The sequence below is a fragment of the Pseudoalteromonas neustonica genome, from assembly GCF_001653135.1.
Taxonomy (GTDB): Bacteria; Pseudomonadota; Gammaproteobacteria; order Enterobacterales; family Alteromonadaceae; genus Pseudoalteromonas; species Pseudoalteromonas neustonica.
This window is the reverse complement of record NZ_BDDS01000001.1, coordinates 306,235-329,601: the sequence shown is the minus strand read 5'-3', so window position 1 is coordinate 329,601 and position 23,367 is coordinate 306,235. Positions and strand designations below refer to the sequence as shown.

17 protein-coding genes are annotated in these 23,367 nt (G+C 41.3%); 6 read left to right on the top strand and 11 right to left on the bottom strand.

Annotation, left to right across the window (positions count from 1 at the left end):
- Positions 1-2 precede the first annotated feature (2 nt).
- Positions 3-695, top strand: coding sequence for a response regulator transcription factor (locus A7967_RS01410; protein WP_064435285.1), 693 nt, complete (start codon positions 3-5; stop codon positions 693-695).
- Between the two features lie 4 nt (positions 696-699).
- Positions 700-1,947 carry a sensor histidine kinase gene (locus tag A7967_RS01405; RefSeq protein ID WP_054205609.1) on the top strand — a complete coding sequence of 416 codons (1,248 nt, stop codon included), beginning with the start codon at positions 700-702 and terminating at the stop codon, positions 1,945-1,947.
- A 343-nt stretch (positions 1,948-2,290) separates the two neighbouring features.
- Here A7967_RS01405 and A7967_RS01400 read toward each other — a convergent pair whose 3' ends face one another.
- Together A7967_RS01400 and A7967_RS01395 are read right to left on the bottom strand one after the other, a co-directional pair.
- Entirely contained in the window at positions 2,291-3,265 is a 975-nt protein-coding gene (locus A7967_RS01400) for a transposase (RefSeq protein ID WP_064435284.1), read from the bottom strand.
- 527 nt (positions 3,266-3,792) lie between these two features.
- Positions 3,793-4,278: a hypothetical protein gene (locus A7967_RS01395; protein ID WP_064435283.1), complete on the bottom strand. Its 486-nt coding sequence runs from the start codon at positions 4,276-4,278 to the stop codon at positions 3,793-3,795.
- Positions 4,279-4,543: 265 nt separating this feature from the next.
- Here A7967_RS01395 and A7967_RS22950 point away from each other — a divergent pair, with 265 nt between their 5' ends.
- Positions 4,544-4,792: a hypothetical protein gene (locus A7967_RS22950; protein ID WP_157756397.1), complete on the top strand. Its 249-nt coding sequence runs from the start codon at positions 4,544-4,546 to the stop codon at positions 4,790-4,792.
- A 339-nt stretch (positions 4,793-5,131) separates the two neighbouring features.
- Here A7967_RS22950 and A7967_RS01390 read toward each other — a convergent pair whose 3' ends face one another.
- The 5 genes from A7967_RS01390 to A7967_RS01370 form a co-directional block, all read right to left on the bottom strand.
- Positions 5,132-5,404, bottom strand: a complete 273-nt coding sequence (locus A7967_RS01390; RefSeq protein ID WP_064435282.1) for a hypothetical protein — start codon at positions 5,402-5,404, stop codon at positions 5,132-5,134.
- A 285-nt stretch (positions 5,405-5,689) separates the two neighbouring features.
- On the bottom strand, positions 5,690-8,581 hold the full coding sequence (gene gcvP, locus A7967_RS01385) for an aminomethyl-transferring glycine dehydrogenase (RefSeq protein ID WP_064435281.1): 2,892 nt from the start codon (positions 8,579-8,581) through the stop codon (positions 5,690-5,692).
- 175 nt (positions 8,582-8,756) lie between these two features.
- Positions 8,757-9,146 carry a glycine cleavage system protein GcvH gene (gene gcvH, locus A7967_RS01380; RefSeq protein ID WP_054205601.1) on the bottom strand — a complete coding sequence of 130 codons (390 nt, stop codon included), beginning with the start codon at positions 9,144-9,146 and terminating at the stop codon, positions 8,757-8,759.
- A 217-nt stretch (positions 9,147-9,363) separates the two neighbouring features.
- The gene (gene gcvT, locus A7967_RS01375) at positions 9,364-10,446 is read right to left on the bottom strand and encodes a glycine cleavage system aminomethyltransferase GcvT (RefSeq protein WP_054205600.1); all 1,083 of its coding nucleotides are present in this window, start codon (positions 10,444-10,446) and stop codon (positions 9,364-9,366) included.
- 186 nt (positions 10,447-10,632) lie between these two features.
- A complete protein-coding gene (locus A7967_RS01370) occupies positions 10,633-11,232 on the bottom strand; it encodes a hypothetical protein (protein ID WP_054205599.1) in 600 nt (199 codons plus the stop codon).
- 126 nt (positions 11,233-11,358) lie between these two features.
- On the opposite strand from A7967_RS01370, the gene A7967_RS01365 reads away from it, so the two are divergent.
- Together A7967_RS01365 and A7967_RS01360 are read left to right on the top strand one after the other, a co-directional pair.
- Entirely contained in the window at positions 11,359-12,204 is an 846-nt protein-coding gene (locus A7967_RS01365; protein ID WP_064435280.1) for a LysR family transcriptional regulator, read from the top strand.
- A 40-nt stretch (positions 12,205-12,244) separates the two neighbouring features.
- Positions 12,245-14,296, top strand: coding sequence for a winged helix-turn-helix domain-containing protein (locus tag A7967_RS01360; protein WP_064435279.1), 2,052 nt, complete (start codon positions 12,245-12,247; stop codon positions 14,294-14,296).
- Here the strand turns inward: A7967_RS01360 and A7967_RS01355 are convergent.
- Positions 14,288-15,385, bottom strand: a complete 1,098-nt coding sequence (locus tag A7967_RS01355) for an alpha/beta hydrolase-fold protein (RefSeq protein WP_064435278.1) — start codon at positions 15,383-15,385, stop codon at positions 14,288-14,290. The two genes, A7967_RS01360 and A7967_RS01355, sit on opposite strands and share 9 nt — an antisense overlap.
- Before the next feature lie 332 nt (positions 15,386-15,717).
- Here A7967_RS01355 and A7967_RS01350 point away from each other — a divergent pair, with 332 nt between their 5' ends.
- Positions 15,718-17,868 (top strand): TonB-dependent receptor family protein, encoded by a 2,151-nt coding sequence (locus A7967_RS01350; protein ID WP_064435277.1) that lies wholly within the window; start codon positions 15,718-15,720, stop codon positions 17,866-17,868.
- A gap of 568 nt (positions 17,869-18,436) precedes the next feature.
- Here the strand turns inward: A7967_RS01350 and nagP are convergent.
- From nagP to A7967_RS01335, 3 genes are all read right to left on the bottom strand, one after another.
- Positions 18,437-19,738, bottom strand: coding sequence for an N-acetylglucosamine MFS transporter NagP (nagP, locus tag A7967_RS01345; protein WP_054205594.1), 1,302 nt, complete (start codon positions 19,736-19,738; stop codon positions 18,437-18,439).
- Positions 19,739-19,955: 217 nt separating this feature from the next.
- Positions 19,956-22,493: a family 20 glycosylhydrolase gene (locus A7967_RS01340; protein ID WP_064435276.1), complete on the bottom strand. Its 2,538-nt coding sequence runs from the start codon at positions 22,491-22,493 to the stop codon at positions 19,956-19,958.
- Positions 22,486-23,364, bottom strand: a complete 879-nt coding sequence (locus A7967_RS01335; RefSeq protein WP_064435275.1) for an ROK family protein — start codon at positions 23,362-23,364, stop codon at positions 22,486-22,488. Before A7967_RS01335 ends, A7967_RS01340 begins: the two co-directional genes overlap by 8 nt.
- Between the last annotated feature and the right edge of the window lie 3 nt (positions 23,365-23,367).

Sequence of the window (23,367 nt, the reverse complement as noted above, 5' to 3'; positions counted from 1 at the left end):
ACATGCATAACAAAGAACTAAAAATATTAGTTATCGAAGACAACCCCGAAATAAGCCTCAATATTGCTGATTATTTTCAGCAATATGGCACGGTGATGGATTTTGCCGATAATGGTCAGCTCGGCTTAACGCTCGCCATTGAGCAGTATTATGACTGTATAATTCTTGATATTATGCTCCCTAAACTTGATGGTTTAGGGGTTTGTCAGCAACTACGCCAGCACGCAACACGCTATACCCCTATTATCATGATGACAGCACGCGATTCATTAGCAGATAAACGAGAAGGGTTTGAGCTCGGCGCAGATGACTACCTAACAAAGCCATTTGATTTAGAAGAACTCTGGCTACGCTGCAATGCGCTCGTCAAACGGCATATACAACCGATGCAATCGACCCTTACTGTAGGGCCACTCCAACTTGATAACCAAACAAAACAGGTTAGACGTGACGGGTTAGCTTTAAAGCTACAGCCTATCCCATGGCAAATAATACATATTTTGATGCAAGCTCACCCCAGCGTCGTAAGCCGCACTGAACTATGTGACAAAATATGGGGGGATGAACATACCGATTCAGATGCCCTTCGGTCACACCTTTATCAGTTACGTAAAGTAATTGATAAGCCTTTTACCTCTCCACTCATTAAAACAATGCATGGAATTGGTTTTTGCTTAGATATAAAAAATGGTTGACCCCATGAGAAAACACCCGTTACGCACACGAATTATAGGGTTATTTATTGCCCTTACTGCGCTGATCAGCGTGTTATACAGCTTAATGAGCTTTGTATTTGCCTATCATGTTGAAGACCACTTTTTTAATACCTTTATCGATATTGAAAGCCACGCTATTAACCAACAAATAGCACAAGGGAATGCCGTGGCACCTCGATTCGACTTTATTTCGTTTTATGCACAGTACTCAGAGCTACCTGCTGATATAAAGCAATTTTTAACTCAACACCCTCATCGAACCGAAATCCCCCTAGCTAACGGTGAGCATTTTCATTTAAAACAATTTGAACATGGCTACTTACTCGCAGACGTTAGTGATCAACTATTTGTTAGTAGTGTTAAAAACGAACTGCTTTCTTATTTATTTGTTATTTTTGCTTTTGTCTCTGTAATTGCTATTTTGATGGGAATTACAGCCTACCTCATTGCTAAGCGCTTATTTAAACCCCTTGATGAATTAATTACTATTATTGAACAAGCCCCTGTTGAACAACTGCCCAATGGATTTGCCGAGCGCTTCAAAAACAGTGAAATTGGAACCTTTGCCAATGCGCTTGAACAAGCACTTACACGTATACACGCATTTATTAAACGTGAACAATTATTCACCCGAGATATATCCCATGAACTACGAACCCCCGTCACGATAAGCCAAGGTGCAATTACACTGTTAAAACAATCCAAACTCACTGAAAAGCAAACAGATCTCATTGCCCGAGTTGAACATGCTCAAAAACAAATTGAACAAAGTTTAACAGCCTTACTCGCCTTAGCTCGAGAAGAAAACAGCCAACCAGCTCAAACGCGCATCCTCCCGCTGGTCGAACAAAGTATTTTACAGCAACACCATTACTTGGCCGGTAAAAGCATTGAACTAGCCGTTAACATTAAACCACAACAAATAGCCCCTATAGGCGAACCACCCCTGCTTATTTTATTAAACAACCTGATAGGCAATGCGTTTAAATATAGTCATTCAGGCATTATCGAAATCGAATATAAAGACAGCTCACTTTCAGTGCGTGACTGTGGCGGCGGGATTAGCCCGAATATAGAACAACACATTTTTGACGCTGGTGTAAAAGGCAATGAAAGCCAAGGATTAGGCATGGGGCTTAATATTGTCAAACGCTTATGCGAGCACTTATCGATTGATTACGCCCTAAACTCCACAAAAGCGGGAAGTGAATTTATCATCACATTTAAGTAACCTGTCTACGTTTACCAGGACTCAATCCCAACAAATTACGTAAAATTTCTAATAACCCGAATTCAGGTTCCAATTGCACCAAACCTTAAACCACATTAGTTGTGATTTGAAGGTAATAACGTGATGCTCGGGTAGAAACATTCGCAGCTAAAGCCCAACCTACAAACCCATGCGCCAGCAAGCTTAGCGCCTACGGTGGTTAACTCTAACATTGGTGTAAACCATTCGTGGCTAAAGCCATCTCCTACAACCAATATTTAACCTCGGTGCAGCGCGAAGCGCCTCTATAATCTCAGTGGTGAAGTTCACTTATCGCACTAAAAAGAAGAAAAGAAGAAAAGGGTCAAATCTTGACTTCACACATCAAACAATCTCGAAGTTTTTCGTATTGTAATTTAACCTTCTTATCTTCAAGCATTAATGCATTCAACCTACCGACAGTTTTGGATATAGCTGAATAATGCTGAACATTAAAGATACCTGCTAATGCCTGCAAATTTAATCCCGATAAGTCTTGGCACAATTTAATGGCAAACCAACGGGGTAAGTTTTTCTCTTTTCGCCCCTTTTTAACCATTACTATATCATCTACTTCAACACTAAAGTATTGAGCTAGGTAAGCAATTACATCATCTGCTGAGTACTTTTTAACAACAAGCTTACTTTCACTATTTGGTGATGCGATATGGTCATTTATATTTTCAATAAAGTCCTCACAGCCCAGAACCGACAATAACTTTTTAGCATTATAAAAAGCGCTTATTTTTTCACCGTTTTCAAACTCCACAAACTGCTTATAAGCTACATATTTACGCTTTTTGCCTTGGAGCGAAAATATAAAATCTCGAACGAGCCATTTAGGCACAGCTACCCTTTTAATGAAAGCGGAATAGCTAGACCATTGATACTTAGCAAGGTCATCTACCAGCGGGGTGCTCGTTTCAATTGGATTACGATGAATATACCGACTAACATGCAACAAGTAGTTATCAGCATCCACCAAAACCGCTTTATATCGCCCTCTAAACAGCGCACCATCTGTGTTATGTGTTCGATTAAAGTATTGAGTATAAAGGCCATTAATATGCTTCATGGCTCTACCTAAGTTAGCATCGGGGGTTTTGATTAGTAGGTGGTAATGGTTGGTCATTAAACAATATGAATGCACTTCAATATTAAAGCGAAGGCTTGCTTGCTCAATGCAATATAAAAAATACTTAAAGTCGTCATCGTTTAAAAAGGTATTTTCACGCCCTCTTCCACGATTCATTACATGATAAAACGCATTTTCATACTCTATTCGCAGCGGCCTAGACATAGCAATTCACTCAATAAGCTGTAAATTATAAATCTAGACCTTTGATGTCTGAAGTCAAGATTTGACCCCTTTGGTTTTCATTGATGTCTGAAGTCAAGATTTGACCCCTTTGGTTTTCACGCCCTGAAAATAAGCAATTGATGAGTAATTTATTTCATGGATGAAATGAAAGCCGTGACTTCGCCATGGATGGCGATTACACGGCGCTTACGTTCACATCAATTGTGTTTTGAAGGATTAAGCGTGGTGCTCGGGGCGCCGCTGGGTGACGAGTGACCGAAACGAAGTTTCGCAGCGCGAGGAAGTGGAAGCATGGATGCTGACAGGAACCCAGCTTCAGGGATGAATTGCTTGCAGCAGAATCAATTTGAAAACCGATCCCTCTTTGGCTGTCGCCAGCGCGAATAAACCTTGAATAAGGTTTCTAATGTAGGTCGCGGATTTATCCCGATACACTCCTGTAAAATACTTTCAGGCTAAAGCCTGACCTACAACAAACGTTATTACGCGCGAAATAAATTTTACGCCTAAATAGATTCCAGTATAGTTAACTTTTTCTCGAAAACGCTTTCACTCATTAATTTGGGGTAGTTATTTAACAAGAACTTAGTGATTTCTTCTTGTTTATCAATAACATCATTTTCAGCGCTGATACTCATAAACCCATAGTCTATGATAGTTTTTAAATCACCAATGTAAGTAACTGTATTTTCTTTAACTTCAAAACCTTCATTTCTATCCAGTAGGAAGTAGTGGTTACCAAATACTATTTGCCACCATTTATAATGACCAACTGGAAGTTTGAAAATATTATGATCGCCATTTTTATCAGGTGTGAATTCTACATTTTTTGAAACACCGGCATCATTACTTTCCCCTTGGTAAACCGCTATATATTTTAAATGAGGAACAAATATGTTACCAACTTCATCTGTATTTGAAATTAAGTTTGTAACAACTATTCCTTCAGAATTACTTATACTCTGTCCATCTATATGTTTTTCTTGAATCATAGAACATGCTGATAAAAGAAGCGTAGCAATAACAAATACTGTACTTTTTAGAGATCTCATCATATTTTAAAGTTTTAATTATTTTGCGTTAATAGTACCCAATTCGAAACAATAATAAAATACTAAAATTAAGAAATGCATAGCTGACTTAGACCACAATCCGTGGGCTTGAATTCACACTTCCTAAGTCAAACACCAATTTCACGCTTAACACCCTCCCCGTCATCACGCCCTGAAAATAAGCAATTGATGAGTAATTCATTTCATGGATGAAATGAAAGCCGTGACTTCGCCATGGATGGCGATTACACGGCGCTTACGTTCACATCAATTGTGTTTTGAAGGATTAAGCGTGATGCTCGGGGTGCCGCGGGGTTCCAAGGGGCGGTCGGCGGCAGCCGCCCCTTGGTTGCCGCCAGCAATCTGGCAAAAAACTTTGAATAAGGTTTCTAATGTAGGTCGCGGATTTATCCCGACAAAAATTAACAAGTTAGCAGTAAAAACCATCAGCTAAGGTGAAACAACTTTTTGAGCTAAAGCCCAACCTACAAACCCACGCGCCTACAGTGATTAACTCAATCACTCGTGTTAAGCCATTCGTGGCTAAAGCCATCTCCTACAGAACCTCTGTACAGCGCGAAGCGCCTCTGAATTCTCTGTGGTGAAATTCACTTTTCGCCCTAAAGGGCGACCTACGATTTAAACCAAACCCGTTGGGTTTCGTTGTACTCTACCCAACCTACCAACCATTCGTGGCTGAAGCCGACTCCTACAACAATATTTAGCCTCAGTGTAGCGTGTAGCGCCTCTGCGGACTCCGTGGTGCAATTCACTTATCGCCCTAAAAAGCGACCTACGATTTAAACCAAACCCGTTGGGTTTCGTTGTACTCTACCCAACCTACCAACCATTCGTGGCTGAAGCCGACTCCTACAACCGCCTTTAACCTCGATGCAACGCGAAGCGCCTCTGTGCTCTCGGTGGTGAATTCATTTTCTCGCTTTTTTCGCCCTAAAGAGCGACCTACAAACAAACCATATTTACGTGCTTGAGAGCTGGTAATAATATTTGAGAATCGTTGGCTTTCGTTGCACTCTACCCAACCTACAAACCCACGCGCCAGCAAGCTCGACTCCTACAACAATATTTAACCTCGGTGCAGCGAAGCGCCTCTGTGATCTCGGTGGTGTAATTCACTTATCGCCCTAAAGAGCGACCTACAAACAATACATATTTGCGTGCTTGGGAGCTGGTAATGATATTGGAGAATCGTTGGGTTTCGTTTCACTCAACCCAACCTACATAAGCATTTTAAATGGTTTTTCACCACGCACAAAAAAGCCGCTACACTTGTGCAACGGCTTTTAAAATTTTATAAATTCCCAATCTTTAATAGGAATTCTAAAAATTATTAATCACGGTATGTCTCTACCGCTGGGCATGAACACACTAGGTTACGGTCGCCGTATACGTCATCGATACGCGTTACTGTAGGCCAGAATTTGTTTTTTGCCACTGCAGGTACTGGGAATGCGGCGTAGAAGCGGTCGTATGCACGATCCCACTCGTTACCAAGTACGTCGCCTTGTGTGTGCGGTGCAAACACTAGCGGGTTGTTTTCGATAGACCATTCGCCAGAGATCACTTTATCGATTTCGCCTTTGATTGACACCATCGCTTCGATGAAACGGTCGATCTCAACTTTAGACTCAGACTCAGTTGGCTCAATCATCAATGTGCCCGCTACTGGGAACGACATAGTTGGTGAATGGAAGCCGTAATCTTGTAAGCGCTTAGCTACGTCCATTTCAGTGATGCCTGAAAGCTCTTTAAGTGGACGTAAGTCAACAATACATTCGTGAGCAACACGGTTGTTGCGGCCACGGTATAAAATTGGGAAGTGCGCGCTTAGCTCATGAGTTAAGTAGTTAGCGCTTACAATCGCCATTTCAGTCGCTTGTTTAAGGCCTTCGCTACCCATCATGGTGATATAAGCCCATGAGATAGGTAAGATTGCCGCTGAGCCGTATGGCGCTGCAGATACTGCACCGTTACCAATTTTAGTACCTGGTACGTTAATTACGCTATGGTTAGGCATAAATTCAGCTAGGTGTGATTTAACACCGATTGGGCCAACACCTGGACCGCCGCCGCCGTGCGGAATACAGAACGTTTTATGTAGGTTTAAGTGCGATACGTCAGAGCCGATAAAGCCTGGGCTTGTAACACCTACTTGGGCGTTCATGTTTGCGCCATCCATGTAAACTTGGCCGCCGTGCTCGTGCACGATGTCGCAAATTTCACGGATTGTTTCTTCGTATACACCGTGCGTAGACGGGTATGTGATCATGATGCACGATAGGTTTTCTGATACTTCTTCGGCTTTCGCTTTAAGATCAGCCATATCAACGTTACCGTTTTTGTCACAATCAACAACCACGATTTTCATGCTTGCCATTTGTGCAGATGCAGGGTTAGTACCGTGCGCTGAACTTGGGATCAAACAAATGTTACGGTGTGCATCGCCACGAGACTCGTGGTATTTACGAATCGCGATTAAACCTGCGTATTCACCTTGTGCGCCAGAGTTTGGCTGCAGTGATACCGCATCGTAACCTGTAATGTTAACCAACCAATCATGTAATTCGTTGATCATGATTTGGTAACCTGCTGCTTGGTCTAACGGGCAGAATGGGTGAAGGTTAGCAAACTCAGGCCATGTAACTGGGATCATCTCAGCAGTCGCGTTTAGTTTCATGGTGCATGAACCTAACGAGATCATTGAATGGTTTAATGATAAATCTTTGCTTTCAAGACGCTTAATATAACGCATCATTTCAGTTTCGCTGTGGTACGAATTGAAGTTAGGGTGCGTTAAAATTTCGTCATCGCGTACTAAGCTTGCAGGGATTGACTCGCTGCCATTCGCTTCGATGTCGGCTGCAATTGCGTCAACACTTAAACCATGGCCTTCGCCTAGGATAATGTCGAAAAGCTCAGCAACATCTGCACGGGTTGTGGTTTCTGATACTGCAATTGAGTACTCGCCAGCGTGGTTAGTTGCAAAGTTAACGCCGTTTGCTACAGCGCGCGCTGTTACGTCGTCTTTGTTATCACTAACAACCGTTAGGGTATCAAACCATGTGCTGTGCTTAAGTGCTACGCCTTTAGCTTGTAGGCCTGCAGCTAAAATATCGGCAAAGCGATGAATACGCTGTGCGATAGTTTTTAAGCCTTGTGGGCCGTGGTACACCGCATAAAACGCTGCCATATTGGCAAGTAATACTTGCGCTGTACAAATGTTTGAGTTGGCTTTATCGCGGCGAATGTGTTGCTCGCGCGTTTGCATTGCCATACGTAGCGCATCGTTACCTAAACGGTCTTTTGATACACCAATAATACGACCTGGTAATGAACGTTTGTACGCGTCACGCGTTGCAAAAAATGCAGCGTGAGGACCGCCGTAGCCCATTGGTACACCAAAGCGCTGCGCTGAACCAAGTACGACGTCTGCGCCCAGTTTACCCGGTGCTTTTAGTAGTAATAAGCTCATTATGTCGGCTGCAACACAGGCAATCGCTTTTTTGCTTTGTACGCCAGCGATTAAATCTGTGATATCAACAATTTCACCTGACGTTGACGGATACTGGAATAACGCGCCAAAAATCTCGTGGTTCACAGCGTCGGCAGCTTTACCTACGATGATCTCAAAACCAAACTGCTCTGCACGTGTAGTAACAACGTCGATTGTTTGTGTGTGTACGTCATCTGCGATGAAAAATGCGTTTGCTTTTTTAGCTTTAGAAACACGCTTTGCAAGGCCCATGGCCTCTGCGGCTGCCGTTGATTCATCAAGCAACGATGCACTTGCTAAATCAAGACCCGTTAGGTCTAGGGTCATAGTTTGGAAGTTTAATAATGACTCTAAACGCCCTTGAGCAATCTCTGGTTGATATGGAGTGTACGCTGTGTACCAACCTGGGTTCTCAAGTACGTTACGTAAAATTACGTGTGGTACATGAGTTGGGTGGTAACCTTGACCAATGTAAGATTTGAACACTTTATTTTTGCTTGCTACAGACTTTAAGTAGCTTAGTGTTTCAACTTCAGTGCGGCTTTCGCCCACTGTAAGGCCCTGCTCTAAACGAATACTTGCAGGTACAGTTTGATCGATCAGCTCTTCAACACTCGATACTCCAAGAGCACTTAGCATATCGCTTACTTGTGCTGGGCTTGGCCCAATATGACGGCGAATAAAATCTTGCGTTTGCTCTAATTGTTCAAGAGATGTGGCGTTTGACATTTGTCCAGATTCCTATGATCCAAAAAATAAATGGTTACTACTAATGGGTGACCAGTAATAACTTAAAAGCTTTTGATTTAATAACTTACACTGTATGGAAGGTAAGCAGTAAAATCATAAAAGCCCCGCTAGCATTTGGTATAACGGGGCTTTTAATATCGAATAAAACTAATTATTAGTCTTCGTCGATCGAGTGTGCGTAGCCTTCTGCGTCAAGCAGGTTTTCTAGCTCAGACTCGTCAGATGCTTTAATGCGGAATAACCAACCGTCGCCGTAAGCATCACTGTTTACAGTTTCAGGTGCATCTTCTAGGTCTTCGTTGATTGCAACGATTTCGCCACTGATTGGTGCATAGATGTCTGAAGCTGCTTTTACTGATTCTGCTACTGCACAATCTTCGCCAGCGTCTACTGCATCGCCCACTTCTGGTAGTTCAACAAATACCATGTCGCCAAGAAGTTCTTGTGCATGCTCAGAAATACCTACAGTGAAAGTACCGTCGCCTTCGTTGCGAACCCACTCGTGTGAAGAGGCATACTTTAACTCGCTAGGGATATTGCTCATTTTATTCATCCTTTGGTTTTGATACCAATCAACTTAAATATTTAACCATTCTAGCTGTCTAAATAAAGCGCTAACTGCGTTATTAATTTATCAGGTAGAACAACTACATATCAAAATTAATGCCTTGTTATCACTCTATTTATCTGTCGCTATAAGTGGTTAATAACTCAACATGATTGGTATTATTGGGTGATAACACCAAATTTTAATTTATACTTTAAAGTACTGACTTACCGTTACGTACAAAGCTTGGTTTAACTACTTTTACGTTAACTAATTTTTTACGCATTTCTACTTGGGCTGTTTCGCCTGTTGAACGTGGTACACGTGCAAGGGCAACACTAAAACCAAGAGTAGGTGAGAAAGTACCAGAGGTAATAACCCCTTCGCCACCATCAACAATTACTTTAGAACCGCTACGCAATACGCCTTTTTCTTCAAGCACTAGGCCAACTAGTTTGTCAGTGCTTTTTTCTGCGCGTTGCTGAACTAATACATCACGACCGATAAAGTCACGATCTTCAGGTTCCCACGCAATAGTCCACGCCATGTTAGCTGCAAGTGGTGAAACGCTTTCGTCCATATCTAGGCCGTAAAGGTTCATACCTGCTTCTAAACGTAGTGTGTCACGTGCGCCAAGACCTGCCGGTTTAACACCTGCATCTAGCAGTTGTTGCCATAGATCAGCCGCTTGTTCGTTCGGTACTACAATTTCGTAACCGTCTTCGCCAGTATAGCCTGTTGTGGCAATAAATAAATCACCTACTTGCACACCAAAAAATGGCTTCATACCTTCAACGGCAGCTTGTTGCTCCGTGGTTAAAAGTGTGGCTGTTTTTGCTTTAGCATTTGGGCCTTGTACTGCAATCATTGCGAATTCTGGACGCTCTGTCACTTCAACGGCAAAATCAGCTGAAACTTTAGCCATATGGGCTAAATCTTTTTCGCGAGTCGCTGAGTTAACAACTAGGCGGTAATCAGTGTCTGAGAAGAAATAAATGATTAGATCGTCAATTACGCCACCTTGCTCGTTAAGCATACCGGTGTAAAGTGCCTTACCAGGGACTGTTAACTTGGCAACATCGTTGGCAACTAGTTTACGTAAAAATGCTTGTGCTTGTTCGCCTTTGACATCAACAATCGTCATGTGTGAAACGTCAAACATGCCTGCATCGGTACGCACTGCGTTGTGCTCTTCGATTTGTGAACCATAGTTGATAGGCATTTCCCAGCCGTGAAAATCAACCATTTTTGCGTTTGATTCAAGGTGCTTTGCATGTAAAACAGTTTTAGAAGTCATAATATTCCTTCACTTTATAATAAACCCAATTTTGGGCGTGGCCTCAATTTAATGAGGGGGAATAACATGGGCGGCGATTATACATAAGTTGTACTGCACTGACACCCAAATTGCGATTTGTTCTTTCAAATAAACTACAAAAAACTGGCAAGTGAATAATACGCAAGCCAGTTTATTAATTAATGTTTAGGCAACTTCAGGGAGTGACATATCAAACCCGCGCTGCTGTAAATGCGCTTGCCATTTAGCAAGCTCTGGCGCTTTTGCCACCAGCTGAAAATACTGCTGTGATTGCTTTTCAATGGCGGTAATAAATACATCGCCACTTTGCGCACCATAGCAGCTATTAATATCTGATAAACGTAAGCCTGGTGTAAGCTTGAACGCCTCGATTAAGGCATCAAAAGCATGTTCGCCGCATAATAATAAAGTAGCTAATTCTTTGCGTATTACAAATTCAATATCGTAGCGAAGCTGCTGCTCACTGATCAGTGCTTGTAATTGTGTTGCGCCGTCGCTATGCAACACAAATCTAAAGGCAGTTTCACTAAAATAATATAAAGCAAAGCTATACGTGCTATTTAAGTCACCGTCTAACGTACCTTTAATACCTAACCCACTGGCGGTTAGCTTGTTAATATCTAACCCTAATATAGTGGTTAAAAATGGGATTGCTTCAGTGCCGCTAAAATCTATCACCATGTTGTTGGTATTAGCCTCAAGCAGGTTGCTATCTGGCACGTCAACTTGGCTATGGCGAGCAAACATTATTGGAGTAAAAGTCATTATCGACACCTATCAATCATTAGTCTCAAAAGTATATTGCGGGTGGCTGGCAACAACAAATTGTAATTATTTATCAATTGATAAATAATGCTTATGTATTTAACCCTATAAATTGAATTTTTTTATATGAAGAATATTTCAACAGACAGCCTACGTACCTTAGTAACCGTAATTGAAGTGGGCGGCTTTGCCAAAGCGGGAGAATTACTGGGTTTATCGCAACCTGCGGTAAGCTTGCAAATTAAACGCTTGGAAGATGTGCTTGGTCGTAAATTGTTCAAAAAACAAGGTCAGCGCCAAGTACTTAATCAGTACGGTGAGCTTCTACTGCCACTTGCCAAGCAGATGTTACAGCAAAATGATGCGATTCTTCAGCTGTTCACTAACGAAAATGTGACAGGAAAAATACGTTTGGGTATTCCCAGTGAATTTGCAGCCCGCATACTGCCTGCCATTATAGGCGATTTTGTGGCGCTCTACCCTGATGTATCGTTAGAGGTTAAATCACGATTAAGTAAACATTTGCTCTCCGTTGCGCGCCAAGATCAGTTTGATTTGGTGCTTGCGCTTAATGAAGATTTAAACTCTGAAAAATTCCCTGTATTTATGCAAGACCAGCTAGTGTGGGTTGGCGATTTAACGCTTGCACAAAATGAGGTCATCACGCTAGTAACTGCGCCGGAGGGTTGTATATATCGCCGTCGCGCTATTGAAGCCTTACAATTAGCGGGGATTAAATACCGTATTATTTACAGCAACGCTGATTTGACCGGCTTAACCGCCGCATTAAAAGAAGGTTTGGGGATCACTGTACTGGCAAAAAGTACCGTGCCGAATGAGCTAAGTTATCAGTTACAAACCAAGCAACTGCCAGAACTTGGCCAAATAGGTATTAGCTTAATAAAACGTGCCGATGAGCCTGAACACGCCGTAGACAAACTCGCTGAGTTTATAACATTACGCTTAAGCTAAACTCCAGATTAAACAACAAAAATAATAAGACACTGTTTAAATGATAAATATAAACGCTAAGCAGCTCAACCCAACGACTGGCGAGCTACATTCGCAGGGTAAAATAACGCAGCTAGAACCCAAAGTATTAGCTGTATTTAATAGCCTATACCAAGCTAAGGGTGAGTTAGTGTCGCAGCAATACTTGCTTGATACTATTTGGGCTGGAAGTGTTGTTGCTCCTAACGCGTTACAGCGCTGTATTACGCAATTACGAAAGCATTTGGACGATGACAACAAAACTTTAATTCAAACATTTTCTAAACGCGGTTATCGGCTTTCATTAAAAGAGACTCAATCAGCGCCTCAGCAAGCTTTATTTAACACCAATAAGCGTGTTGTTTTACCCAGTGTTTTTGCATTAATGGCGGTAGCAACTGTAATCATTTTTTTATACGCATCCCCTGTGCGCAATTTTTTTACAGCAAAGAGCATATTAACCGTCACTGACATTTCACCTGTGACTTATAATCAAGCAGCAGAACTTGAGGGTCAAAACCACCAGCATTTATACGCGTATATTGAACAAGCTGACACGCCACAGCCTAAATATACTGATAAACTAATGTTGTTGAATACGCTAACTGGGCGCACGAGCACACTTTTAGAGTCGGCAGATTTTTACACCTCTCCTGTGTTTAATGATCAGGGCGATACAGTACTTATCAGCCAACAAATAAATCAGCCTAATAAAGTAAAATGCAGCCAATTAACAACAATTCAATTATCGCCACCTTTTGTTACTCAGCTGATTGGTCAGTGTAAACCGCCTGATATTAAGCAAGCTTTGTGGCTTGATGCTGGCACTGCATTGCTAGTATCCGACACACAATTAACACGCTTGACTGTCAATTCAGATCAGCACACACACATAACTGGCTTGCCATATAACTTGAACACTATCGGCTGGGTCAATATTGATAAAACCAACTCAGATCAGCCCGTTTTATTACTCGGTGGCTTAACTGATAGTAATATACCTATGGTGTGGTTTATGAGCCTTAAAAACAACCAACTAACAACAATGAGTGCTGAAGCTTTAACTTACTCACAGCTTCACGCTTCTCCAATGCAGCCATTAAGCAAAAACACGCAACTGCAAACTCATAACAATACATTATATGTATATAAAAATGGCCAGCTTGCTACACAAACTCCGTTTTTGGGTAATAACAATGTGACACTTACTGATGTAATTGATACGCACACACTATTAGCCACGCAGTCATACCAAGATCAAGCCATTTTAGAGCGACGCTTTTCAACATCGAAGGGCTTTTACGATACTTACATTGCCGATAGCGAATTTTTAGAACAAAGCGCTCAATACCAGCCTCGTAGTATGCAGCTTGATCAAGGCATTGCTTTTTTATCAGAGCGTACAGGCAAGCGTCAGCTATGGTTTGTAAATTCTAAAGGGGCAAAACAATTAACCTTTATGCACCCTATTGAGCATTTTACATGGCACGCTGATGGTCAAGCGCTGTGGTTTTTAAGTGATGACAGTTTAAACCGTGTTGATTTGAGCGGTGTTGTAAGTACATTTTCGCTGCAAACCTCGATTGATCTACTATTTCAACATAGCGCACAACTGAATACGCCATTTTTGTTAGCTCGCACACGCAACACAAAGCAACTAATAAAATTGGATCTAAATAGTATGACAGCATCCGTTTTATTTAGAGGGCCTATACATTGGGCGCAAATAACCAATACTGGCCAACTATTTGCTGCAACCACTGAGCACCCTATTATTCAGCAGTTGCAAAATAACGCATTAGAACAGGTTAGCGCCTTACAAAATATACACCTGCATTGGCGCTTTTATTACCGTGATAATAAACTAATAGTGGCAGATAAAAATCAACATATTTACGCATACGATCCCACGCAAAAAGCCATCGCAGTACTGGGCACGTATGACGAAAAAACCTTACTAGCCAGTGATTTTAAGTTAGCGCCATTTTCGCTGTTAGCAACAACGCCAATGGCAAAGAAAGCTAACCTCGTTAAAATTAAAATAAACCTACAACAGCCACCTTTGTTACAGTGAGTTAAGTAACTCACTGATGTAGTTTATCAGCTCTTGATTTTGCTGCTTTTTAGCCATTAATAGGGCTTTATTTAAAATGGGTTTAGCATCGCCTGGCTTACTTGCTTTAAGTAATGCTTGCCCATGGCGCAAACGATAAATTGCATTCTCTGGATTGCTTTTAATCAAGTAGGTAAAGACTTGTGAACCTTTATCGACTTGTTGATGGGTAAAGTAGTGATCGGCAAGCCCTTCCAAATTGTTATTGGGAGAGTGTGGGTAGCCGTATTTTTTAAGCAACTGCTCATGATAACCTAGCACACCTTTAATGCCTGATTGTGCAAACAACTCAAAATTTACAATCTGTAAATCTGCAAATAAGTGCTCTACTGCATTGTTAAACCCAAGTACTGCGGTGCTTAAGTAATTTTTTTGACTAAGATCTTCAAATACACTGTGATTACTTGCACTACTGACATATTTTTTCAAAGCAGTAAAATAAAGACGATTGCCTGCAAAATTACCCAATGACAAATACAACGCCCTATTCGCCAAATTTTGCTTTAAGGATTGATTAATTTTGTCGTGCCACACTGTATCAGCAAGCTCAAGTGCGGGGCTTATGATTATCGCCCCTTGATAATGCTGCGGGTAATTAGCAAATAATGCTAATGCCTTATTTGCAGCCGTAGAAAACCCTTCTATTAATGTAAAAAATGCAACATTAAAGTTTGCGCGTATATAAGGGTAAACTTCGGTGTGCAAAATTGTCGCTAGTAGCTCATCATCGCTGTAATTCGCTTTATCTGAGCGTTCAATATTAGGAATTCGCACCATCACTACCTTGGGCATAGGCCCAAAATCAACATGGCTCAACCAATCAATTTGGCTTTGTAACATAGCGATACGGCTATCACCAGCGCTAGTTGCTAGTAATGGATAAGGCGTAACTCTCTTTTCATCGTAACCATTGGGGATATAAATCTCAACTTCGATTGGCTTAGATAAATGAGCTGATTTGATACTCAGTACTTTTAAACCCGACTGAATGGTACTTGCATATGTAATGTTACATAACAGGCATAAAAAAATAGCTAAAATAATTTTCATATAAACTCCTTTGAATAGAGTTTTCATCTTACCTATTAGCAAGTTATTTGATTGATAAAGACGTGATATAAAACTGATGCTTTACTGTTTTACTTAAGTAAGCTTACTTAAACAAAACCACTTAATCGTTAAACATGTAGTTTGAACAAAGAAAAATCACGAGCAGCACTTTAGTATTGATTTTGAAGTATTGATTGACCTCATATATTAATACTAAACACCTATATTCGAAAAAATGACATAATATAATATGCAATGACATTGATTCGTATTTGTTACCGTGTTTAAATTAGTAAATTATTTTTGTTTCCATTAAACATACAGGATATTCAATGAAATCTCAGTTTATTGTTTCTACTCTTGCTGCAGCAATTACCTTATCACTAAGTGCAGGTGCTATTGCTAAAGATGTAACTGAAAAAGAGCAAGCATTTGAACAAATCACCGTGATTGGCTCACAAGCAGCTATTAACGACATTCCAGGTTCAGCTACTTTTATCAGTGATGAAGAGCTACAAAAATTTGAGTACACTGATATCTCACGCGTATTGAGCTCAGTACCTGGTGTATATGTTCAAGAAGAAGACGGCTACGGTCTGCGCCCTAACATTGGTATGCGTGGTACAGGTACTGGCCGTAACGATAAAATTTCTGTAATGGAAGATGGCGTACTAGCCGCTCCAGCTCCTTATTCTGCTCCATCAGCTTACTATTTCCCTACTATGGGTCGTATGCAATCAGTTGAAGTATTAAAAGGCGCAGCATCTGTTAAATATGGCCCTCGTACTACGGGCGGTGTTTTAAACTTAGTATCACGTAGCTTACCAACAGAAGGTTCTAATGGTTTAGTTAATGCAGAACTTGGTACTGATGGTTTTTATAAAGGCCATGCGTACTTCGGTAAAGAAAAAAATAATGCAGCTGCCCTAATTGAAGTTTTCAGCTATGGCGCTGATGGCTTTAAAGAATTACCAGTAGGTAGCGACAACACTGGTTTTGAAAAGAACGACGTATTACTTAAATTTGGTTACAAATTTGGCGAAAACGACGCACATAACCTAGAAATGAAAATTAAGTACTCTGATGAGCAATCTGACGAAACTTACATGGGTTTAACTGAGGCTGATTATCAAGCGTCGCCGAATCGTCGTTATGCTGCGTCGCAAAAAGACCAAATGAACACGCAACATAATGCATACCAATTAAACTATGCATACCGTTTTGGTGCTGGCTATGAATTTTTAGCAACAGCTTACTTAAATGATTTTCATCGTAACTGGTATAAAGCAAGCAAAGTAAGCGAAAGCTACTTAGCGCAGTACAGTGAATTTGAAGCTGCACCAAGAGCTGAAGGCATTGAAGGTATTGGCGTTAAAGCGAATAACCGTGACTACCAGGCAAAAGGTATTCAAACTGAACTACACATTCCAGCAGGCGATCACTACATCACTGTAGGCTTACGTCATCATCAAGATGAAATGGACCGTTTCCAGTGGGAAGACAAATACACGCTTAACCAAGACCTTTCAATGACACTAACAAGTGCTGGTGCGCCTGGTTCAAACAGCAACCGCTTTGATAGCGCTGAAGCAACGACATTATTCATTCAAGATGAATGGACAATCGATGCGTTAGTTATTAATGCTGGCCTTCGTTATGAAGACATCACTATTACTCGTGAAGAGTGGTCTAAATCTGACCCTAAACGTGAAAATGGTTTAACTAAAAATATCTCTAACGATACACAGATCTTAGTACCTTCACTTGGTGCAACTTATACTGTGAGCGATAGCCTAACGTTACTTGCTGGTATTCAGCAAGGTTATGCACCAGCTTCACCTGGTAATGCTGACCAAGAAGAAGAAGAAAGCTTAAACATCGAGTTTGGTGGCCGTTATAACGTAGCTGGTTTTGATGGTGAAATCATTGCTTTCTTCTCTGATTACAGCAATATGCACGGTAACTGTACTGCATCTATCGGTTGTAGTGATGAGAACATTGGTGACCAATATAACTACGGTGAAGTAGAAGTATCTGGTTTTGAGTTCTCAGCAGGTCGTATTTTCGAAACTGACAGCGCAACATTCCCAGTACGTTTAACTTACACTTACACTGACTCACAGTTTAAAAATGACTTTGCATCAGATATCTGGGGTCAAGTAAATAAAGGCGATGCAATGCCTTACGTTCCAGAAAATCAACTTGCTCTTTCATTCGGCGCAGCGCTTTCAAGCTTCGTATTTGATACGCAAGTACGTTATGTATCTGACGCGCACGCTGATTTAAGTGCTGACGGCCTAAATGCAATCGACAGCCGTGTAGTGTGGGATTTAGCCGCTAAATACTTAATTGATGACAATCAAAAAGTATACCTAACGGTTGATAACTTGTTTGATAACACTTACATCGCTAACCGCGCAAACGGCGGCATCCAGCCTGGTAAGCCACGTACAATCCAAATGGGTTATAGCTACGCGTTTTAAGCGTAACAGCTAAAAATATTAAAAGCCGTGTTTGATAAATCAAACACGGCTTTTTTGTTACTATTATTTATTACGATAATGACGAACCAATCGTAGGGCGTAATTTATCACGAACATGAAAAGGTGCGTAGATTAAACCTATTAGTAACTTCAAACCTCAGTGCATTTTGGGCTAAAGCTCAACCTATATCGCCCCAACAACTGGACACAGGTCCAATTATAGGGCTTGATTTATCGCGAAAACAGCGCGTAGATTAAACCTATTAGTAACTTCAAACCTCGGTGCATTTTGGGCTAAAGCTCAACCTACATCGCTCCAACAACTAAACACAGATCCACTTGTAGGTCGTGATTTATCGCGAAAACAGCGCGTAGATTAAACCTATTAGTAACTTCAAACCTCAGCGCCTTTTAGGCTAAAGCCCAACCTACATCAAGACTACATGTAAGCATCTAGCCAATTTTGATCATTACCTCAAATTCAAGGCATAAAAAAGCGCGGTATAAAACCACGCTCTTTATCACCGAACTCGCTAGCTTTATTCAAGCCTGCAGCTAGATAACTTAACTATTTCCAACTTCTCATTTTATGGCCTTTTAGGGCATAAAATAAAATGAAGATATAGCTTGGGATCATCACGATATAAGCACCTTGAGAACCAAGACCGGCTACGTTACCTAATCCTATAAGTAATGGACCTAATGCACCACCCGCAATACCCATGATTAATAAACCAGACGCAGTACCCGTTAAACGTCCAAGCCCTGCAAGTGCCAACGGCCAAATTGCAGGCCAAACCATTGCATTAGCAAAACCGAGTAATGCGATACATAACAATGGATCAGGTAACTCAGGGCCACCAAATGGTACAAGTAATAAGTTAGCAATAATAAACGAATCGTTGCTGCCCATAACTACGGCAAGCACAGTCACAATACCGGCAATACCTGACATAACAAGTGCATTTTGCTGCGACATAAAACGTGGAATAAGTGCAATACCAATAGCATAACCAATTAACATACACGCCATAGTATACGAAGTCATAACAGAGTAATCAGCAATTCCTAAGTGTAGTGCATATGAACCAATAGTATCTGCTGCGATAACTTCAACGGCTACATATAAGGCAATACCAATAACGCCTAACGCTAGGTGTGGGTGGCTTAACGCTTCTTTTACTTCACCTTTGCCGTTACCTTCAGATTCTTCGAATACTAAATCTGGTAATGGTGCAAACTTAGCAAATAATGCAAATAGAAAGATTAAACCAGCAATACCGATATAAGGTAGGATCAAGCTATTCGCCATCGCATCTTTTTGTGCTTGTGATAACTGTTCACCGTCAGCAACGACGCCGCTTACGACTACGGCTGCAAAAAGTACCGGTACAATTACACCAGCAAACTTATTTAATAAGCCCATAATACATACACGTACTGCAGCAGATTTCTCAGAGCCCATTTTAACCACATACGGGTTGATCGCGGTTTGTAAAATAGTTTGGCCTACACCTATCATTAGCTGTGCAAATAAGAATATTTCGATCATTTGCATTTTAGCGGCAGGTATATACATTAGCGCCGAAGCAGCCATTATCGCACACCCTATCGCCATACCATTTTTATAGCCAACACGCTTTATAAGCATTGCAGATGGGATACCTGCGACTGTTACAGCAATATAAAACGATGAAATAATGAACGATGCTTGCAATGGTGATAACACTAGCATTTGTTGTAAAAACGGGGTTATTGCGCCATTCAACCAGGTTATACACCCTAGAATAAAGAACATTGACCCGGCCAATGTCATTGGCAGCCAAATACTATGCTTTGTGTTTGCGTCACACTCGACGGTTGCTTCCATAATTTTATCTCAACTGTTTATTTTAATTAATTATTTTAGTATTACACTGTAAAAGCTTTAAAAAACAAGGCATACAATACTAAAACCATTTTTATTACATAAAATTAATCATACACCAACAAAAATGACAGCGCTATCATTTTAGACCAACCAAAAAACTAAAAAGCCGCACGATTAAGACTCGCACGGCTTTTTATTCACTCATCAAACATGTTAATTATAGCTCTAATGCTCGTCCTTTACGCAAACCATTAACTGATATTGCACGTACCTGCTGTGCTGATACTGGCTTGCTATCGGCTTGATACTTAAGCCACTGCCCACCACTGTTTTGGTACTCAATTGTAAGCCCTGGATAAGGAATAAATGCATCAACGTTATTATCAATGGCGCGTGCAGCAACACTTGGAATACGATAAAAGCGCCCTGCTTGTTCCAACTTAGCTAATTCTTTAAAGCCAACTAACGCTGCAAAACGTTGCCAATCAGCCTCTTTTTGCTGCTTTAATGCTGTTTTAAAGTGCCCTGTATTTTGATCGTACTTAACTCCCTGCGTCTTATATTCAAGTTCCCATGGTGCTTTATGCCAAGCACGTTCAGCTAACGCCAGCAGTCGAGGATAAAGCATATATTCCGCCTGACGGTCACTGCGCAATAACTCTGACCACAAATGCCCTTGTAGGCCATGAAATTCTTTAGTGCGAATACTCTGGCGGTCATCAGCACTGTAGTTCTGTGATTTTACTGACTGCCAAATTTCAGCATGTGCAGGTAAATTATCAGGCATAAACCCAAATACTTTTTTGCTATCAATAGCGCGGCTTGCCCAGTGATTGCCCGGCTCCTGCGGATGTGACTGGTAAGGAAAATCAAAATAGGTCACGTCTGGGCTTGATAGCACCACATCCCAACCTTGGTTAGCATGACGGTGTGCAACTTGATGACCCTCTTCACTGAGCGTTGCCCATGCATTTGATTGCACAGTTTTGGGCATGTTCTTAAGTGCAACATCACTCATACCGTCACTCCACCCAGCTACTTTTAAGCCTTTACCAGCCACTAGGCTACTCACTTTTTCAATAAAGTAGCCATTAAATGAATGTAACTCTGGTTGTTGTTGCTTAATTGCTTTGCAGCTTGGCGAATCAACCCATGCACCCGCGGTTTCATCAGCACCTATATGGTAGGTTTTAAAAGGTACCCCAGCTTGCACATGCAGCGCGTTTACTTCATCAAGTACTTTATCTATAAATTGATAGGTTGAGTCTAAACACACATTGAGCGTGTTATCGTTATAGTGCTGAATAGAGTTGTAGTTAGTTTTATCAGCAGGCTCCACCAAACGATACTTGAGTGCCTGTGCACTTTTTCCTTGTGCTGTTAAACTATTAAAACGCGCTTCCATCGCGATAATTGCAGCGCGTGAATGCCCTGGCATATCAAGGGATGGGATCACTTCAATAAAATGCGCTTGGGCATATTTTAATATTTCAATGTAATCAGCTTGGCTGTAATAGCCATTCACCGCTGCCTCCTTATTAAGCCCCGCGCCTAGTTGCGGTAATAAACACGCTTGCTCGGTTAAATCTAAACAGCGTGTTGCGCCTACTTCAGTTAACTCTGGCAAGTCTTTAATCGCTAATCGCCACCCTTCATCATCAGCTAAATGTAAGTGCAGTTTATTTAGCTTATAAGCAGCCATTTGCTCTATGGTGTTTAAAATAAATGCTTTTGAGCGAAAATTACGTGCAACATCAATATGCATGCCCCTAAATGGGTAGCGTGGTGCATCAGTAATTTTGAGCGCGGGTATGGTTAAATTCTCAAGGCTCACTAATCCAGCAATACTCTGTAGAGCATAAAACACGCCTGATAGGCTGCTTGCACTGATCGCTATTTGATCATGTTGCATACTAAGGGTATAGGCTTCGGGCACATTACCCGGTAGATCAAAATTAATTGTGGTAGCTATACCTTGGCTGTGTTGCTTGATACCAAAGCTTGTTAGTCGCGTGAGCGCCGCGCTTAACTGCGCTTGATTGGTATCATCTAATTGTAAGTTTAGGCCTTGACTTAAATCGACCACTTCCCCTATTAATACAGTTAAATCAGCCGGTTTTGGTATCACACTAAGCGGCGCTTTACTTAATGTAGGCTTTGTTTCATTTTGATATAAATACTCAGCCCCCATCCACACCGTGGCATCATCTTTACTCGTTTGTAATTGTTCAAGTGTTAAAAATGGGGCTAAATAAGGTTGCAACTCAAGCTTTGTATCAGGGTCTAAGGTGGTCTTAGTGCTATCAATAACCCGACTTTTTAAACCGCTACTTGCCAACATGTAGTTAGGCATAAACTCTGAGCGGGTAATTTGTGACTCTTGAGTATAAAACTCAATACTGATTGGCGTATTTGCTTTAAAGCCAGTAAACGCTGCTGTGGGCTTAATTTGGTGTAAATCACCATTAATATGAGTAATGCTAAATTGCGCTGAGTCAGTGCTGTAAATTGGCATTAACTGACTAAAATAAACAGACCAGCTATTACTTTTTACGTCGTAAGGAGCGCTCAATGTTAACCGTGATAAGTAGCACTGCGCTTGATGCGGTGCTGGGCACACATCAGGTTTTGCTGATAGTAGCTCATAATTTACCGATAACTGCTGTGCTAACGTATCTAGCTCAATTTGTGTTGGTGCTTTAGCCATTACTGTGGCCGAGCATGCCCCAGCCATAAATAATAAAAATTTACGCATAGTTGGCTCCTAGTGGCTGATCGCTGATAATTTCGTGCATGAACAAGGCGTGGCTGCCCAGTAATGGCGCGTTATCCCCTAGTTCACTGATACGAATATCTAACGACTGTAAAATAACCGGATTAACAAGCTTGGCTAGCTGGGTATGTAAACTCGGTAAAAAGAAAGCCGATGATTGAGCAACTGAGCCACCAAGTACAATAACATCAGGGTCAAACGCCAGAACTACGTGGCTTATTGCATTGGCTAAGTGCATGCCAAACTCATCAAATAACTGCAGCGCATGTGCATCACCATCAAGGGCATCTTGGTAAACTTGTTTACCCGTTGTACCTTGATTAATAAAAAACTGCCCTGAGGTAAAATGCTCAATAATACCTTGCTGATAAGTAAAACTACCAAACTCGCCAGCGGCGGAATGCTTGCCAGTGTATAGCTGACCATTTAACACCAACCCTGCGCCAAGGCCCGTGCCTAAGCAAATTCCAATTAGATTCGTATCTGATTTAAAGTCACCTTGGGTAAATTCTCCCATAGCAAAACAATTGGCATCGTTATGAACAAGCACAGGTAATTTAAAGTGCGTGTTTAACAATTGCTTTAGGTGTACGTTTTTCCAATTAGGGATATTAACCGTTTCAATTACTTCGCCTGTTTTCATCACGACCATACTGGGCACGCCAATCACTATACCCATGCATGTTTGATCAATAACTTGACTGATAATACTGCATAAAAAATCGTTTGTTTGCTGCTTACTTGCAGCGCCATCCACGTCAAAATAACGTTTTTCAATTACACCATTAGCGGTTACTTTTGCTACTAGTGCTTTAGTGCCACCTAGGTCAACACATAATAAAGTTTGTGACATTAC